The 14,732-nt window shown below is 71.0% G+C and carries 18 protein-coding genes and 1 tRNA gene; 10 read left to right on the forward strand and 9 right to left on the reverse strand.

The window, feature by feature from the left end; genetic code table 11:
* Window positions 1–44: 44 nt before the first annotated feature.
* Entirely contained in the window at window positions 45–701 is a 657-nt protein-coding gene (locus tag ACGFH9_RS03375; RefSeq protein ID WP_393214606.1) for a hypothetical protein, read from the reverse strand.
* A 202-nt stretch (window positions 702–903) separates the two neighbouring features.
* On the opposite strand from ACGFH9_RS03375, the gene ACGFH9_RS03380 reads away from it, so the two are divergent.
* Window positions 904–977 (forward strand) — tRNA-Gly (locus ACGFH9_RS03380).
* 51 nt (window positions 978–1,028) lie between these two features.
* Here the strand turns inward: ACGFH9_RS03380 and ACGFH9_RS03385 are convergent.
* From ACGFH9_RS03385 to ACGFH9_RS03395, 3 genes are all read right to left on the reverse strand, one after another.
* Window positions 1,029–1,679, reverse strand: a complete 651-nt coding sequence (locus tag ACGFH9_RS03385; RefSeq protein WP_393214608.1) for a hypothetical protein — start codon at window positions 1,677–1,679, stop codon at window positions 1,029–1,031.
* 144 nt (window positions 1,680–1,823) lie between these two features.
* Entirely contained in the window at window positions 1,824–2,468 is a 645-nt protein-coding gene (locus ACGFH9_RS03390; RefSeq protein ID WP_393214611.1) for a dihydrofolate reductase family protein, read from the reverse strand.
* A gap of 10 nt (window positions 2,469–2,478) precedes the next feature.
* A complete protein-coding gene (locus ACGFH9_RS03395) occupies window positions 2,479–2,700 on the reverse strand; it encodes a hypothetical protein (protein ID WP_393214614.1) in 222 nt (73 codons plus the stop codon).
* Between the two features lie 110 nt (window positions 2,701–2,810).
* On the opposite strand from ACGFH9_RS03395, the gene ACGFH9_RS03400 reads away from it, so the two are divergent.
* A complete protein-coding gene (locus tag ACGFH9_RS03400; RefSeq protein WP_393214617.1) occupies window positions 2,811–3,713 on the forward strand; it encodes an LLM class flavin-dependent oxidoreductase in 903 nt (300 codons plus the stop codon).
* Between the two features lie 7 nt (window positions 3,714–3,720).
* On the opposite strand, the gene ACGFH9_RS03405 is transcribed toward ACGFH9_RS03400, so the two are convergent.
* Genes ACGFH9_RS03405 through ACGFH9_RS03415 form a run of 3 tightly spaced genes read right to left on the reverse strand, consistent with a single transcriptional unit; the run spans window position 3,721 to window position 5,847 of the window.
* On the reverse strand, window positions 3,721–4,152 hold the full coding sequence (locus tag ACGFH9_RS03405) for an ASCH domain-containing protein (RefSeq protein WP_393214620.1): 432 nt from the start codon (window positions 4,150–4,152) through the stop codon (window positions 3,721–3,723).
* A gap of 57 nt (window positions 4,153–4,209) precedes the next feature.
* Window positions 4,210–5,262: a questin oxidase family protein gene (locus ACGFH9_RS03410; RefSeq protein ID WP_393214623.1), complete on the reverse strand. Its 1,053-nt coding sequence runs from the start codon at window positions 5,260–5,262 to the stop codon at window positions 4,210–4,212.
* A 33-nt stretch (window positions 5,263–5,295) separates the two neighbouring features.
* Entirely contained in the window at window positions 5,296–5,847 is a 552-nt protein-coding gene (locus ACGFH9_RS03415; protein WP_393214626.1) for a phosphoribosyltransferase family protein, read from the reverse strand.
* A gap of 187 nt (window positions 5,848–6,034) precedes the next feature.
* On the opposite strand from ACGFH9_RS03415, the gene ACGFH9_RS03420 reads away from it, so the two are divergent.
* The 4 genes from ACGFH9_RS03420 to ACGFH9_RS03435 all read left to right on the forward strand — a co-directional run bounded on the left by ACGFH9_RS03420 (window position 6,035) and on the right by ACGFH9_RS03435 (window position 10,366).
* Window positions 6,035–6,661, forward strand: coding sequence for a septal ring lytic transglycosylase RlpA family protein (locus ACGFH9_RS03420; protein ID WP_393214629.1), 627 nt, complete (start codon window positions 6,035–6,037; stop codon window positions 6,659–6,661).
* A gap of 101 nt (window positions 6,662–6,762) precedes the next feature.
* Complete coding sequence (locus ACGFH9_RS03425) at window positions 6,763–7,890, forward strand: PP2C family protein-serine/threonine phosphatase (protein WP_393214632.1); 1,128 nt, start codon at window positions 6,763–6,765, stop codon at window positions 7,888–7,890.
* Between the two features lie 128 nt (window positions 7,891–8,018).
* Window positions 8,019–9,875, forward strand: a complete 1,857-nt coding sequence (locus tag ACGFH9_RS03430) for an acyl-CoA dehydrogenase (protein ID WP_393214635.1) — start codon at window positions 8,019–8,021, stop codon at window positions 9,873–9,875.
* A gap of 221 nt (window positions 9,876–10,096) precedes the next feature.
* A complete protein-coding gene (locus ACGFH9_RS03435) occupies window positions 10,097–10,366 on the forward strand; it encodes a DUF6458 family protein (RefSeq protein WP_007454197.1) in 270 nt (89 codons plus the stop codon).
* Between the two features lie 41 nt (window positions 10,367–10,407).
* Here the strand turns inward: ACGFH9_RS03435 and ACGFH9_RS03440 are convergent, their stop codons facing one another.
* A complete protein-coding gene (locus tag ACGFH9_RS03440) occupies window positions 10,408–10,947 on the reverse strand; it encodes a SixA phosphatase family protein (protein ID WP_393214638.1) in 540 nt (179 codons plus the stop codon).
* Between the two features lie 113 nt (window positions 10,948–11,060).
* On the opposite strand from ACGFH9_RS03440, the gene ACGFH9_RS03445 reads away from it, so the two are divergent.
* Window positions 11,061–11,348, forward strand: a complete 288-nt coding sequence (locus tag ACGFH9_RS03445; RefSeq protein ID WP_393214641.1) for a DUF6458 family protein — start codon at window positions 11,061–11,063, stop codon at window positions 11,346–11,348.
* 278 nt (window positions 11,349–11,626) lie between these two features.
* On the opposite strand, the gene ACGFH9_RS03450 is transcribed toward ACGFH9_RS03445, so the two are convergent.
* Complete coding sequence (locus ACGFH9_RS03450; protein WP_393214644.1) at window positions 11,627–12,304, reverse strand: hemolysin III family protein; 678 nt, start codon at window positions 12,302–12,304, stop codon at window positions 11,627–11,629.
* An 87-nt stretch (window positions 12,305–12,391) separates the two neighbouring features.
* Between ACGFH9_RS03450 and ACGFH9_RS03455 the strand changes: the two genes are divergently transcribed.
* Genes ACGFH9_RS03455 through ACGFH9_RS03465 form a run of 3 tightly spaced genes read left to right on the forward strand, consistent with a single transcriptional unit; the run spans window position 12,392 to window position 14,716 of the window.
* Window positions 12,392–13,123: an allophanate hydrolase subunit 1 gene (locus ACGFH9_RS03455; RefSeq protein ID WP_393214647.1), complete on the forward strand. Its 732-nt coding sequence runs from the start codon at window positions 12,392–12,394 to the stop codon at window positions 13,121–13,123.
* Entirely contained in the window at window positions 13,120–13,983 is an 864-nt protein-coding gene (locus tag ACGFH9_RS03460; RefSeq protein ID WP_393214650.1) for a biotin-dependent carboxyltransferase family protein, read from the forward strand. The genes ACGFH9_RS03455 and ACGFH9_RS03460 overlap by 4 nt, the downstream gene beginning before the upstream one ends.
* Complete coding sequence (locus ACGFH9_RS03465; protein WP_355245429.1) at window positions 13,967–14,716, forward strand: 5-oxoprolinase subunit PxpA; 750 nt, start codon at window positions 13,967–13,969, stop codon at window positions 14,714–14,716. The genes ACGFH9_RS03460 and ACGFH9_RS03465 overlap by 17 nt, the downstream gene beginning before the upstream one ends.
* The last annotated feature ends 16 nt before the right edge of the window (window positions 14,717–14,732 follow it).

A 14,732-nucleotide genomic window follows, 5' to 3' on the forward strand; every position in this document is an offset into this window, starting at 1 on the left:
GGCTCCGTCGTGACGGAGCCGGCACCTGGTGTACGCGAGGAGAGCTACGCCGCGCGGTACGCGTTCCACGCGGTCAGCATGCGGCTCGCCTGCCCGGGGGTGAACTGGTACATGCACGAGTCGTAGGTGTAGGCCATGAAGTTGGTGCGCAGCGACGACTTCATCGACCGCTCGGCGGACGAGCCATCGACGATCGGGTACCAGGACGTGTTCGTCGCCCGATTGATCTTGTCGAGTCGGAACGCGAAAGCGGTGGTCGCGCCGCCGGTCCCGCCCGCGTAGGCCTGGTTGAGCACGCTGATCTGCGAGGTGATCATCGATTCCGGGATGTTGCCGCCGGCCCGGTTGCTGTTCTCCTGGATCACGTGCACCGCCACCGGGATGGTGACGGTGGCCAGCGTCGTCGCGCCGGCGCCGGCCCGGTAGTTGGCCCGTTCACGCAACGCCGCCGCAAGGTCGGCGTCCCGCTCGCGGACCTGCTTGGCGGTCAGCTCGTTCGGTTCGTGCAGGGCTGCGGCGCCGGGCTTCGCCCGGGCGTTGGCCTGGCTGCCGGCCGGCTCCGAACAGGCGCCGCCCGGCGCTGCGGAGAAGGCCGAAGCAGCCGGAACGACGCCCACCGCAGCAGTGCTGAGCAGCAGCGCGAGGGTCGTCGACGCGACACCGGCGACACGCCGGGTCAGCAGGTTGGGACGGAGTCCCATGGGCCCACCTCTTTCTGGCGGCGCGGCAGGGGGTGTGTCACGCCGTGGCTGGCATCGTGTGGCAGACGTTACAACTCATCGATGCATTCAAGAGTGACTATATGTTGCCGTCTGGAAACTTTTTCGCGGTGAGCGTGGTCAGCTGGCGCGCGGGGGTGGCTGGGTGCACGGGCGCGACGGCTCGGGTACAGTGGTGCCGCTCGCGGGTGTAGTTCAATGGCAGAACATCAGCTTCCCAAGCTGACAGTGCGGGTTCGATTCCCGTCACCCGCTCCACGCACGGAAGCCCTGGTCAGGACCGATGGTCCCGCCAGGGCTTCCGTCTTTCTAGTTGAAGGGCTCGACACGCGGCTCGGCGGGGCACGCGGGGATGTTGCCGTTGTGCCCCTCGGGCTCCAGCGTCGAGCCCTTCATCCACCCGGAGTACTGGTCGTGAGCGGTGGAGGTGAACACCTGGGTCGCCTTCAGCTTGTTGTTGGGCCAGGCGATCTTGAACCAGACCGTGTCCTGAACCTCGCCCGGCACCCCGGTGAAGTCGGAGTGAGCCAGGCATCGGGCGTACACGGTGGTATTTCCCTTCGCCACGCCCAGCCGGCACTTGACCGCAGGGTCACAACCGCAGTCCTGTTCCTTGCAGGGGCGCACCACAGCTCCCATGTCGACGCCGCTCTCGCCCCAGGTGTTGACGGTCCGAAACGGCCACGGCCCGGTTCCGGTGGGAGCCTGATTCGTCGTGGGCAGCGGCTCGCCCTGCGGATTGTTGCAGTTGATCTGGTTGCCCTTGATCACGCCGCACGGGCTGTTGTTGACCGTGTCCCCACTGCCCTTGTCCGGCTCGAACAGTGCGAAGATTCCGGCGATCAGTGCCCCGATGACAGCAGCGGCGACCACGCCGACAAGCCCGATCATCGCGGCCTTGTTGTCCCTGATGGTCTTGGCCCTGGTGGTCTTGTCCTGGGTGGTCTTGTCCCGCGTCATCGTTCCTCCCCTGCAGGGGTGAGTTTCTTTCTACTGGCAGTACCCAGACGCAGGGGTGCGCAACTCCATGTGACGGAATTGCGACTCAAGGTGATCGATTTGCCGGGGCCTCACGTGCAGCCTGCTAGAAGCCCGGCGTCTGCGTCACCGTCTCCAGAACAGCAGGTGCGTGACTCCGCTGGGGCTGGGCACCGACTCCAGGTGGAAGCGGTCGAGCAGTTCGTCAGGGCTCTCCCACAACCGTTCGCCCCGGTGCAGGTCGACTGGCGCGACGGCGATGTGCATGGTGTCGACCAGGTCGGCGTCGAGGAACGCGCGGATGGTCGCCACCCCTCCGCCCAGGCGTACGTCCCGGCCGTCGGCTGCCTCCTTCGCCCGGGCCAGCGCCTCGGCCGGGCTGGCGTCGAGGAAGTGGAACGTGGTGTCGGCGAGGGCGAACGACGGCCGTACGTGGTGGGTGAGCACGAAGACCGGCGTGTGGAACGGCGGGTTGTCGCCCCACCAGCCCTGCCACTCGTGATTCTCCCAGGGGCCGCGCTGGGGGCCGAACTTGTTGCGTCCCATGATCTCCGCGCCGATGTTGTGCTCGGCGTCGCGGGTCAGGTAGTCGTCCAGGCCGCGGGTGCCGCCCGGCTCGGTGCGGTACACGAAGCTGGCGGTGGCGGAACGCCAGGAGAAAAACGCGGCGGGGTCCGCGTGGCCGAAGGGTCGTTCCAGGCTCTGCCCCTCGCCGGTGCCGAACCCGTCGCGTGAAACGTTGAAGCACTGCACCCGCAAAAGCTGAGGCATGGCGTCTCCTTCAGTTCGTGGTCGTCGTCGTCGGGCCGCCGCCGCTGCCCCGGTCGTCGAGCACGAGCGGGGCGCGACCGTTGACCCTGTACCGGATGTGGGTGACCTGCGGTGTGTGGATGACCCGGGTCGGCGTCAGCTCGATCGCCTCCTTGTCGCCGCGGCCGTCGAACTGCGGTCCGGCGTAGAAGCCGTCCATCGAGACGGACAACTGTGTGGTCACCTTCGTCATGTCGCTTCTTCCCTCTCTCGGGCGGCACCCACCGGGTGCCTGCTCGCAACGAGGTCGGAGTCGATCAGGACGCCCCTACCGTGTCCAGCTGTGACCTGACTCACACAGCGATGCAGACTAGGCTCGCGATCATGCGGATTGGCATCGTGATCCTGCCGGACCAGCGCTGGGCGGAGTCGCAGCACCGCTGGCGGCAGGTCGACGAGTGGGGCTTCGACCACGCGTGGACGTACGACCACCTGGGCTGGCGGGACCTGGTCGACGGCCCCTGGTTCGACTCCATGTCCACACTGACCGCCGCTGCCACGGTGACCAGCCGGATTCGGCTGGGCACGCTCGTGGCGTCGCCCAACTTCCGGCATCCGGCGGCGTTCGTCCGCCAGGTCACCACGGTGGACGACGTCTCGGGAGGTCGGTTGCTGCTCGGCCTGGGCGCGGGGGGCATCGGCTTCGACTCGGCGGTGCTGGGCGGCGAGACGCTGCCGCCGCGTCAGCGGGTCGACCGGTTCGCCGAGTTCACCGAACTACTCGACCTGATCCTGCGCGAGGACGGCACCACCTGGCGTGGTGACTGGTTCGCCGCGGTGGACGCCCGCAACGACCCCGGCTGTGTGCAGCAGCCCCGGGTGCCGTTCGTGGTGGCCGCCAACGGGCCGCGCTCGATGCGGCTGGTGGCCCGCTTCGGGCAGGGCTGGGTGACCACCGGCACCGGCGACGACAACGACCTGGCGAGCTGGTGGGCCAGCGTGTCGACGCTGTCGGCGCGGATGGACCGGACGCTGGCCGAGGCTGGCCGTGACCCGGCGACGCTGGACCGCTACCTCTCGCTGGACTCCGCGCCGGTGTTCTCGCTGAGCAGCGCGCAGTTCTTCGCCGACCAGGTCGGCCGGGCCGCGGAGCTGGGCTTCACCGACGTGGTGACGCACTGGCCGCGCGCGAGCAGTTGGTACGCCGGTGACGAGACCGTCCTGGCCGACGTGGCGACCCGGCTGCTGCCCGAGCTGCGCGGATGACGCCGGCTCAGGTGCCCAGGTCGCCGGTGGCCACGCCGCCCGCGCCGCCGGACACCAGTCGCAGGCGCAGGCAGACGATCGGGGTGTCGTCGTCGACGGGTGTGCCCAGCCGCGCCCAGTAGGCCGAGTGTCCGGCCCGCCACTCCTCGATCGAGCGGTCGCCCTCGCCCTCGGCCCGGGCGAAATCCCAGGGCACGTCGCCGAAGCGGACCACCTCCACGCCGGTGATCTCCACGACGCCGGCCAGCGCGTCGTCGTCGTCGACGAGCGCCAGCCGTTCGCCGACCCGCTCCAACTCCTCGCCCTCCTGCGCGTACTCGGCAAGCCGACCGGCGGTCGCGGTCTTCACACCGGCCAGCACCAGCGTGTTCAGGGTCGTCCGCAGTTCGCCCGGTGTGCCGAGGGCGAGCGTGCGCAGGTCACCGATCCGAGGCCACATCCTGCCGAGGCTAGGCCAGCGCGGCTGGGCGCGCCGCAGTAATTCGTCCGCCGTGGCTCAGATCAGCTGCACGGCGTAGCCAGCGGCGTCGAGCAGCCGTCGGTCACCGGTCACCGCGTGGGCGTCGAGGACCGCGTCGGCCAGCTTGACCACGTGCTCGTCGCCGTGCCGTGCCGCCCGGGCGAAGACCTCCTCCGGCGTCGCATCGGTCACCGACGGCGGCGCCACCGCGTCAGTCGGGGCGTACACCGAGGTCACGGCCGCCGTCGCGGCCCAGGCCGCGGCGAGGCTCGGCGCCCAGAGCGCCCGGTCAAGTGCCGGCAGGGTACGCAGCACGGCGGTCGGCGCCGTTACCGCGTGCACCAGCATGACCGGCTCGGCGTGCCCGAAGCGCAGGTAGTCGAGGCCGGCGTGGTGCACGAGTGTGTGGAGCCCACGCTCCGCCTCGGTCGGCGTCCGCGCGGGGCGCAGCGCCGCGAGCGCCGGTTCCCACCGGGGTACGCCCACCAGCCGGCCCAGCCGCTCCCGGATGCCCCCGGTCCGGTCGTCGATCCGGGGCAGCCCGGCCAGCGCGGCCACCACGTCCGGGGCGTCGTGATCAGCGTCGGTGACCGACGGGGCCGGGGCGAGCAGTCGGTCCGCGCCGGGTACCTGCTGCCAACGGGCCGCCCAGTACCCGAGGGCCTGGCCCAGTTCGGTGAGTCGGGGCGGGTTCCCATCGTGCAGGTGCAGGGCGTGTACGGCATGCCCGACCCGGATCACCCCGTGGGTGGCCCCGGCGGCGATGCCGGGCAGCAGTCGGGGCCACCAGGTGCCGAGCACGTCCCGCCACGGCTGCTCGCGCAGGTGCTGGTCGAAGTACGTCAGCCAGTCTCCGGTCCGCTTCTCGTCGCCCAGCGCCGCCCGCCAGTCGTCGATCGGGCGCAGCCCGCGGGGAAGTTCGTCGAGCCGGCCGAGGTAGTCGTCCAGCCAGCGGTGGACCTGTCGCTCGTGTCCGTGCCGGGCCAGCGCCTCGACCGCCATCGGGCCGTGGTTGGAGAGCCAGCCCTCGTATTCGGGGCCGGTGCGGTGGAGCCGTTCGTACGCCTCGTCGAGGATCCCGTCGCTCATCCGTCGATCGTCGAAGATGAAGTGAACTTCAGGTCAACCCGGCAGATCCGTCCCCGTGATCAGTCCGGTGATCCGCAGCGCGGTGGTGGTTTCGGGCGGGCAGTCGACGGCCACCACCGCGGCACCGAGAACCTGTGCGCCGCGCCTGGCGCAGATGTCGTAGAGGGCGTGGATCTGGGCGCCGGTGCGTACCCAGTCGTCTACCACGAGGACCCGGTCCTCGGGGCCGAGGTGCCGGTCCCGTACGGCCAGGTCGACCTGTCGGCCCCGGTAGTCCGGCGGGCTCTGTGCCCAGGTCAGCGGGCCGGCCGGCAACCTACCGTCGCCGGGCTTGTGTGCGGCCACGAAGCCGACCCCGAGGGCGGTCGCGGCCAGTGGTCCGAGCAGCAGGCCGGTGACCGCCGGGGCGAGTACCACCGTCGGCTCGGCTTCTCGGTACGGAGCCACCAGGGCCGGTCCCAGTTCGGCCAGCACGCCCGGGTCGCGCCACCAACCGGAGATGTCGCTGACGAGGTGGCTGGCGCCCGGTCCGGGGTCGATCCAGCGGAACAGGGCGGCCAGGCGGCCGGTCAGCTCAGCGGGCATTCGTCCATCGTGCGGCACGGGCGCTCGGCGCGTTCGCACCTGGGCCGCTCGACCTACCCCACCTCGGATGATCGGCTATAGCTACCGGGGCAAATACTGGCATACCACCATGATCACGTTGACTTCGGAAGTGCTTCTCTCGTTACGGTCCGACCGGTTTGTTCAGTCGACGAAAGGAACCGGACCGGTGACAGGTAGGCACTCCCGTACCCGCTTCTTCTCCTCTCCGGCGGGCATCGCGGCCACCGCGGCGGTCGGCGTCGCCCTGGCCGTCGGTGGCACGGTCGGTGCCGTCCAGCTCACGTCCGGCTCCGGACAGTCGGGGCAGGCGGCCCTGGACTTCACCCCGACCACTGCCGGCAGCCTCACCCCGAGTTCCCCGACCGCCTCCCCGAGCGCCAGTGCCACCGCGACGGCCAGCCCGTCCGCCAGTCGCTCGCCGCAGGCCGCCTCCCGGGGCAAGACCCGTACCGCGTCGCCGAAGCCGAGCCCCACCAGGGCGAAGAAGACCACGCCCGCGGTGAAGGTCCTCGACAGCGGCTCGTGCGGCGCGTCCTTCTACTCCGACGGGCAGCTCACCGCCAACGGCGAGTCGTTCAACCCGAACGAGCTGACCGCGGCGCACAAGACCCTGCCGTTCAACACCAAGGTCCGGGTGACCAACCCGAGCAACGGCAAGTCGGTCGTCGTGCGGATCAACGACCGTGGCCCGTTCATCGACGGCCGCTGCCTCGACCTCTCCCGTGCCGCGTTCGCGACCATCGCCTCGGTGGACGTCGGCGCGCTCACCGTTCGCTACGAGGTGCTTGGCTGAGTACATTCGGGAACGCCGATCCGGCCGGAAGCGTGGGCCGGCCGGACAGAACATCCTCGGACGACGGGCCAGGTTCATTCACCCGTTCACGTCGATCAGGCATGCTGTCCCTCGTACCCACGCGACTCCTCCAGTCGGGCCGTAGCCCGCTGAGCCCCGGATCCCGCGCCGGCCTCGGCGCGGCCGTCGTCCTGCTCGCGATCGTCTCGATGCTGGAGCTGGCCGACGGCCGCCGTGCCCACTACGTCGCGCTCCTGGTGGCCGCCCCGCTCCTCGCCGCTGCCCTGGCCGCCTGGCGGGTGGTGCTGGGTGTAGGTGCCGCGGCGACCCTCATCGGGATCGGCTTCGCCCTGGCCGACCCGAGGATGGTGCTGGTGACCTCGGTCAACGTGGTCGCCGTCGGGCTGGCGAGCGGGCTGGCCGTGGCGGTGGCCTCGGTACGACAGCGGCAGGCGGAGCAGATCGCCGAGCTGACCAAACTCGCGTCGGTTGCCCAACAGGCGGTGCTGCGTCCGCTCGGGCCGCAGGTCGGCATGCTCTCGGTGGCCGGGCGCTACATCTCCTCCACCGCCACGGCCGAGATCGGCGGCGACCTGTACGAGGCGATCGACACCCCGTACGGCGTCCGCATGATCATCGGTGACGTCCGCGGCAAGGGGTTGGACGCGGTCCGCCTGGCCAGCATCGTCCTGGGCTCGTACCGGCACGTGGCCTACGAGCGGGCCGACCTGCGCGCCATCGTCGCCGACCTGGACCGCGCGGTGGCCCGCAACGTCGGCGACGAGGACTTCGTGACCGCCGCGCTGGTCGAGGAACGGGGCGGGACGCTCACGATCGTCAACTGCGGCCACCCGTCGCCGCTGCTGCTGCGCCGGGGCGCGGTGATCCCGCTGGAGCCGCCCGCGCCGGCCCCGCCGCTCGGGTTCATGCCGGCGGTCCGTCCCCGGGTCGAGCGCCTGGAGCCCGGCGACCGGCTGTTGCTGTTCACCGACGGTCTCGGTGAGGCCCGGCGGGACGGCGAGTTCTTCCCCACCGCCGACCGGGCGTGGCGGCTGCTCGGGCACGGCACGGTCGCCGACGGGCTCGCCTCGCTCGAAACGGCCCTCGTCGAGTGGGTGCACGGACGCCTGGACGACGACATCGCGCTGGTCCTCATGGAGTACGTCGGTTCCCGTACGGGAGTGACACCGGCCGTGCCGAGCTGGGAAGTCGGCACCGCCGAGAGCTGAGCGGGGCCAGCGCCCGGAAACTGTGTAATCGCCGTCACTCGGGTGATCGGCTTGTCGCTGGCTACCCGCGAGTAATACAGTCGGGGTTACTGATCGGTAACACCTGTCCGGAAGCGGGGCCAGCGAGCATGACCCACTACAAGAGCAACCTTCGCGACCTCGAGTTCAACCTGTTCGAGGTCTTCGGGGCGGACCGGGCGTTCGGCCAGGAGCCGTACTCGGAACTCGACACCGACACGGCCCGGAGCTTCCTCGCCGAGGTGGACCGCCTCGCCCGCGAGGACCTGGCCGCCAGCTACACGGACAGTGACCGCAATCCTCCGGTCTTCGACCCGGCCACGCACACCGCGCCGCTGCCGGAGTCGTTCAAGAAGTCCTACCAGGCATTCATGGACTCCGAGTTCTGGCGGCTGGACCTGCCGCCGGCCCTGGGTGGCACCAACGCCCCGCGTGCCCTCTGGTGGGCGCTCGCCGAGTTGGTGCTCGGCGCGAACGCGCCGGTCTGGATGTACTCCTCCGGCCCCTCCTTCGCGCACGTGCTGCACGTCGAGGGCAATGAGCGGCAGAGGGGCTGGGCCAAGCTCTTCATCGACAAGCAGTGGGGCTCCACGATGGTGCTCACCGAGCCGGACGCCGGCTCGGACGTGGGCGCCGGCCGCGCCCGGGCGATCCAGCAGCCGGACGGCACCTGGCACATCGAGGGCGTCAAGCGCTTCATCACCTCGGCCGAGCACGACCTCAGCGACAACATCGTGCACTACGTGCTGGCCCGCCCGGTGGGTGTGGAGGGCGTGGGCGGTCCCGGCACCAAGGGCCTGTCCCTCTTCGTGGTGCCGAAGTTCCACTTTGACGAGACCACCGGCGAACTGGGCGAGCGCAACGGCGTCTACGCGACCAACGTCGAGCACAAGATGGGCCTGAAGGTCTCCAACACCTGCGAGGTGACCTTCGGCGAGCACGGCGTACCGGCCAAGGGCTGGCTGCTGGGCGACCGGCACGACGGCATCCGGCAGATGTTCATGATCATCGAGTACGCCCGGATGATGGTCGGCACCAAGGCGATCGCCACGCTCTCCACCGGCTACCTCAACGCCCTGGAGTACGCGAAGAACCGGGTGCAGGGCGCCGACCTGGTCCAGCAGGCCGACAAGACCGCCCCGCGGGTCACCATCACCCACCACCCGGACGTACGGCGCTCGCTGCTGCTGCAGAAGTCGTACGCCGAGGGTCTTCGCGCGCTCGTCCTCTACACGGCCAGTTGGCAGGACCGGGTCGCCATCGCCGAGGCGGCCGGCGACGAGAAGGCCACCAAGCTGGCCAAGCGGGTCAACGACCTGCTGCTGCCGCTGGTCAAGGGCGTCGGCTCGGAGCGGGCGTACGAGCTGCTCGGGCACGAGGCTCTGCAGACCTTCGGCGGCTCCGGCTTCCTCCAGGACTACCCGCTGGAGCAGTACGTCCGGGATGCCAAGATCGACACCCTGTACGAGGGCACGACCGCCATCCAGAGCCTGGACCTGATCTTCCGCAAGATCGTGCGGGACAACGGCAAGGCGCTGATGGCGGTGTCCGGCGAGATCCAGGAGTTCATCTCCAGCGAGGCGGGCAACGGCCAGCTCAAGGAGGAGCGGCAGGCGCTCGGGAAGGCGCTGGCCGAGATCCAGAACATCCTCGACGTGTTGACCGGCTGGCTGGGCGAGGCGCAGGCCGGTGACGCTCGTGCGGTCTACAAGGTCGGCCTGAGCAGCCGGCGGTTCCTGCTGGCGATCGGTGACCTAGTGGTCGGCTGGCTGCTGCAGAAGCAGGCCGACGTCGCACTCAAGGCCCTCGCCGGCGAGGTCTCCGCCACCGACAAGGCGTTCTACACCGGCAAGGTGGCCGCTGCCCGGTTCTTCGCCCGTGAGGTGCTGCCGCGCATCGGCGCCGACCGGCGGATCATCGAGGGTGCCGACCTCGACATCATGGACCTCCCGGAGGAGGCCTTCTGACCGTGCCACGGCACGCCTGAGCGGTTCCGGGTCGCACCACCCGGCACCCTCTCGACGGCCGGCGAGGGTTTGCGCCCGCGCCGGCCGTCGTCACGTCTGCGGGCTCTCACGGTCAGCGGTATTCAGCAGCCCCGGTCGGGTATGCCGCCGCCGTGGCGGGTAACCCGCCTCGACCACGAAGGGGAACGCCCAGAGCCACCGCACGGGGGAGTGCAGCGCACATGGGTGTAGGAAGCGGCATCTTTCTCATCGCGCTCGGCGCGATCATGACCTTTGCGATCCGGGCCAACGTCTGGTGGATCGATCTGCGCGCGGTCGGCTGGGTGTTCATCCTGGCCGGGCTGGCCGTGCTGCTGACCACCCTCTGGTTCTGGCAGGACCGGCGCAAGCGGGCCCGGACCCTCATCGTCGAGGAGAACCGGCTGTCCCATCCCACGGCGATGATGCCTCCGCCGCCGGACCCTCCGCCGCCGACCGCGCCACCGTCCTGAGCAGGTACGCCTGAGCCACCCGTCGCCGTCCGGCGGGTGGCTCAGCCGCGTGCCGTGTGCCGCTGGGCGATCGGTGCCCCGTCCCGGCCCCACTGGCTCCAGGTGGTCGCGCCGCGGTGTACCGCCAGTTCGGCGGTCCGCAGTCCCTCCTCGTCGGCCGTCTCCGGGTCGAGGAACGCGGACAGCAGCGAGACGCCCGGATTGTGGGCGATCAGCAGTACGACCCGAGCCGCCGGATCGGCCGTCCGGACCAGCGCCAACAACTCCTCAGGTTGGGCGTCGTACGCGCCGGGTTCGTAGCGCACGGTCGGGCGCGGACCGGTCGGCCCGCCCTCCGGCGGCGTACCGGCCATCCCCATCGCCACGCCGTGCCAGGTCTGGCGGGTACGCCGGGCGGTCGAGCAGAGCACCACGTCGGGCAGCAGGTCGTGGTGCGCCAGCCAGGCACCTGCGGCCGCCGCGTCGGCCTCCCCACGGGCACTGAGCGGGCGCTGCGCGTCGTCCGTACCCTCGCTGCCCGGCTCGGCCTTCGCGTGCCGGAGCAACACCAGTGTCCGTGTCTCGGCGTGGCTGTCCGTCATGCCCCCAGCTTGCCCGATTGGAGATCTTCCTGCCCGGGCAAGTCAAAGGTGGCGCACCCGCTACCAACGGCCGCGGCGGGCCGTACGCCAGGTTGAGAGCCGAGGAGCGAGACGTGGGTATTGGTGCCAGCATCTTCCTGATCGCGCTGGGCGCGATCTTCGCATTCGCCGTGGAGGCCGACCTGGGATGGCTGAACCTGGCCGTGGTCGGCTGGGTGCTGATGCTCGCCGGTGTCGCCGGCCTGCTCACCACCCTCTACTTCTGGAACAGCCGGCGTCGTCCCGTGGTCGCCCCGCCGGTCCGCGAGGACGCCGTGGTGGTCGACCGGGTGGTGCCGGTCCAGAGCGACCGGGTCGTGCAGGAGTACCGCGAGGTGCGTCGGCCGGGTCGCCCGGTCTGACCCGTACCGCGCGAGAGCCGGGGTCCGCAGCGTGGCGGTGCCCCGGCTCTCGCGTCTGCGCGGCGCGACAGAGTCGCCGCATCGGTGGCAGCAGCGGCGCGTCGGGCACGTTGGGCGCGTCGGGCGGGTCGGGCGGGTCGGGTGGCAGGGCGACACTGCCGCAGGCGTCCTTTGCTCTACTGAAGCAGAGCAAAGGACGCACCAACCACCCTGCGGCGCCCCGGCCGCCGGGCGCAGTTGGGTCTTCGCTGGTCGACGGCTCGCCGGAACGGACTGGCTCAGGCGAACAGCGCGAAGTAGATCGCTACGTGGTGGCACAGCGCGGCCAGCAGCGTGCACGCGTGGAAGAACTCGTGGTGGCCGAACACCGCCGGCCACGGGTTGGGTCGGCGGAGGGCGTAGAACACCGCGCCGACGCTGTAGATGGCACCACCGACGATCAGCAGGACCAACGCCGTGACGCCGCCGCCGTGCAGGATGTCCGGCAGCATGGCCACCGCGACCCACCCGAGCGCCAGGTAGAGCGGCGCGGACACCCAGCGCGGCGCGTGCGGCCAGACGAGCTTCAACGCCACACCGCCCAGGGCCCCACCCCAGACCAGGGCCAGCATGACGGTGGCCTGCCGGGTCGAGAGCAGCATGGTGCAGAGCGGGGTGTACGTGCCGGCGATGAACACGAAGATCATGCAGTGGTCCATCCGACGCATCACCTGGTAGCCGCGCTCCGACCACACCCGACGGTGGTAGAGGGCGCTGGTGCCGAACAGCCCGCAGACCGTCAGGCTGTAGATGCCGCAGCTCACGAGGGGTGCCCAGCCCGGTCGGCTGGCAGCGATCGAGCAGAGCACGATGCCGGCCACCAGGGCGACGAAGAAGGCGTACGTGTGCAGCCAGCCGCGCATCCGGGGCTTGCCGATGTCGACCGGCTTCAGGCGAAGCGGGGCGGAAGTCGTCACGACCTCAGGTTACGGCACCGTATCGCCGCCACAGAAAGTGCAAGATCGCGAGGGGTGGAAACGACGTCTGTCGGTGAAGATGAGGCGATGCGGATTCGGCCCGTTGGGAAGCACGCCCTTCTGATCGAGTGCGACGCCTCCACCGGACTGCCCGCAGCTCACCTGGTCGAGGCCTGGCGGGCCGAGTTGTGGCAGCGCCGCGAACGCGGAGACCTGACGGCGGTCGAGATCGTCCCGGCGGCCAACACCGTCCTGCTCGACGGGCTACCAAACCCAGCCGCCACCGCCACCCTGCTGTCCCGTTGGGCACCCACGGTCACCGCCGCCGCGTGCGAAACCACCCGCGCCCACTCCGTCGATCTTGCACTTTCTGTCCCGACAGAACGGCCTGATCGGGTCATGTCGACGGCAGAAACTGCAAGATCGACGCACGGGGCAGGCGCGGAGGTCGTCGTGGAGGTTGCGTTCGACGGGCCGGACCTGTCTGTCGTGGCCGAGCACTGGGGTGTCGACGTGCCGGCGATGCTGCGCCGCCTGACCGGCACCCCGTTCCGGGTCGCGTTCTGCGGCTTCGCCCCCGGCTTCCCCTACCTGACCGGGCTCCCCGCCGAGCTGGCGCTGCCCCGGCTGCCCACCCCGCGTCCCCGGGTGCCGGCCGGCTCGGTCGCCCTGGCCGGCCCGTACGCCGGCATCTATCCCAACCCGTCCCCCGGCGGCTGGCTGCTGGTCGGCCGGACCGACCTGGCCCTCTTCGACATCGACGAGGACCCGCCCGCCCGGCTCAGTCCCGGCACGCGCGTGCGGATGGTGGCGGCATGACAGGTGACGCCGAGATCGAGGTGCTGCGTGCCGGGGCGCTCACCACTGTGCAGGACCTCGGCCGGCCCGGCTGGGCGCACCTCGGCGTACCTCGGTCCGGCGCTCTCGACCCGGCCGCCCTGCGGCTCGCCAACCGGCTGGTCGGCAACACCGAGGAGGCCGCCGGCCTGGAGATCACCCTGACCGGCTGCGCGCTGCGGCTGACCCGCGCAACCACCGTCGCCATCACCGGCGCGGAGGTGACCGTCCGGGCCGGGGAGCGGGCGGGCGACACCGGACGCCCGCTCAGCGTGCCCGCCGGCACGGTGCTGCGCGTCGGTCCGGCACGTCGGGGCGTACGGAGTTGGCTGGCCGTGGCCGGTGGCATCGACGTACCAGCGGTGCTCGGCAGCCGGGCCACCGACACCCTCTCCGGGCTCGGCCCAGCCCCGCTGCGCGACGGCGACCGTCTTCCGCTCGGCTCACCGACCGGAGAGCCCGCGCCGGTGGACGTGACCATCGGCGTGCCACCCGCGCCGGAACTGCGCCTGGCCGTACGCCTCGGTCCCCGCGACGACTGGTTCACTCCGACCGCGCTCGACCGGCTGTTCGGCAGCGCGTACACCGTGAGCCCGGTCAGCAACCGGGTCGGCGCGCGGCTCGCCGGCGCGGCCCTGCCCCGCGCGGTGGCCGGCGAGTTGCCCAGCGAGGGCATCGTGCTCGGCGCGGTGCAGGTGCCGGCGGACGGCCAACCGCTGATCTTCCTCGCTGATCATCCGACCACCGGCGGATACCCGGTCATCGGGGTGGTCACCGACGTGACCCCGCTCGCGCAGGCCCGGCCAGGTACTACCGTCAGGTTTCATGGACCTCAACGCTGACCTGGGCGAAGGATTCGGCATCTGGCGGCTCGGCGACGACGACGCGCTGCTGGCCCTGGTGACCAGCGCCAACGTGGCCTGCGGTTTCCACGGCGGTGACCCGTCGACGATGCGGCGGGTCTGCGAGGGCGCGGTACGGCACGGCGTCGCGGTGGGCGCGCAGGTCGGCTACCGGGACCTCGCCGGCTTCGGCCGGCGGCGGATCGCGTACGACTTCGCCGAGCTACGCGACGAGATCACCTACCAGCTGGGCGCCCTGGACGCGTTCTGCCGGCTCTTTCGCACCCGGGTGCGATACCTCAAGCCGCACGGCGCGCTGTACCACGCCGCCGCCACCGACGAGTCCCAGGCGGCGGCGGTGGTCGCCGCCGTCAGCGGCCACAATCCCGACCTGCCGGTGCTGTGCCTGCCCGGCTCGACACTCGCCCAACTCGCCGTCGGCGCGGGCCTGCCGGTGGTCGCCGAAGCCTTCGCCGACCGCGGTTACCTGCCCAACGGGTCGCTGGTGCCGCGCGGCACGCCCGGGGCGCTGATCAGCGACCCGGAGGAGGTGGCCACCCGGGCGGTACGGATGGCCACCGAACGGACCGTCGTGGCAGTGGACGGCACCGTGATCCCCTGCCCGGTCGAGTCGATCTGCGTCCACGGCGACACTCCGGGCGCGGTCTCCGCCACCGAGCTGGTACGCGCCAGCCTGATCGACGCCGGCGTCACGGTGGCGCCGTTCGCCTGAGCGCCGGGCGTCGAGC

This window comes from Micromonospora sp. NPDC049102 (assembly GCF_043197485.1).
Lineage (GTDB): Bacteria > Actinomycetota > Actinomycetes > Mycobacteriales > Micromonosporaceae > Micromonospora.

Bases quoted from the DNA above. Each gene is read 5' to 3' on its own strand.
- ACGFH9_RS03440 (WP_393214638.1), bottom strand. From the start codon at position 10,947: ATGACGGACAGCCACGCCGAGACACGGACACTGGTGTTGCTCCGGCAC.
- ACGFH9_RS03375 (WP_393214606.1), bottom strand. From the start codon at position 701: ATGGGACTCCGTCCCAACCTGCTGACCCGGCGTGTCGCCGGTGTCGCG.
- ACGFH9_RS03435 (WP_007454197.1), top strand. From the start codon at position 10,097: ATGGGTGTAGGAAGCGGCATCTTTCTCATCGCGCTCGGCGCGATCATG.
- ACGFH9_RS03410 (WP_393214623.1), bottom strand. From the start codon at position 5,262: ATGAGCGACGGGATCCTCGACGAGGCGTACGAACGGCTCCACCGCACC.
- ACGFH9_RS03395 (WP_393214614.1), bottom strand. From the start codon at position 2,700: ATGACGAAGGTGACCACACAGTTGTCCGTCTCGATGGACGGCTTCTAC.
- ACGFH9_RS03390 (WP_393214611.1), bottom strand. From the start codon at position 2,468: ATGCCTCAGCTTTTGCGGGTGCAGTGCTTCAACGTTTCACGCGACGGG.
- ACGFH9_RS03430 (WP_393214635.1), top strand. From the start codon at position 8,019: ATGACCCACTACAAGAGCAACCTTCGCGACCTCGAGTTCAACCTGTTC.
- ACGFH9_RS03465 (WP_355245429.1), top strand. From the start codon at position 13,967: ATGGACCTCAACGCTGACCTGGGCGAAGGATTCGGCATCTGGCGGCTC.
- ACGFH9_RS03425 (WP_393214632.1), top strand. From the start codon at position 6,763: ATGCTGTCCCTCGTACCCACGCGACTCCTCCAGTCGGGCCGTAGCCCG.
- ACGFH9_RS03385 (WP_393214608.1), bottom strand. From the start codon at position 1,679: ATGACGCGGGACAAGACCACCCAGGACAAGACCACCAGGGCCAAGACC.
- ACGFH9_RS03415 (WP_393214626.1), bottom strand. From the start codon at position 5,847: ATGCCCGCTGAGCTGACCGGCCGCCTGGCCGCCCTGTTCCGCTGGATC.
- ACGFH9_RS03460 (WP_393214650.1), top strand. From the start codon at position 13,120: ATGACAGGTGACGCCGAGATCGAGGTGCTGCGTGCCGGGGCGCTCACC.
- ACGFH9_RS03400 (WP_393214617.1), top strand. From the start codon at position 2,811: ATGCAGACTAGGCTCGCGATCATGCGGATTGGCATCGTGATCCTGCCG.
- ACGFH9_RS03455 (WP_393214647.1), top strand. From the start codon at position 12,392: ATGCGGATTCGGCCCGTTGGGAAGCACGCCCTTCTGATCGAGTGCGAC.
- ACGFH9_RS03405 (WP_393214620.1), bottom strand. From the start codon at position 4,152: ATGTGGCCTCGGATCGGTGACCTGCGCACGCTCGCCCTCGGCACACCG.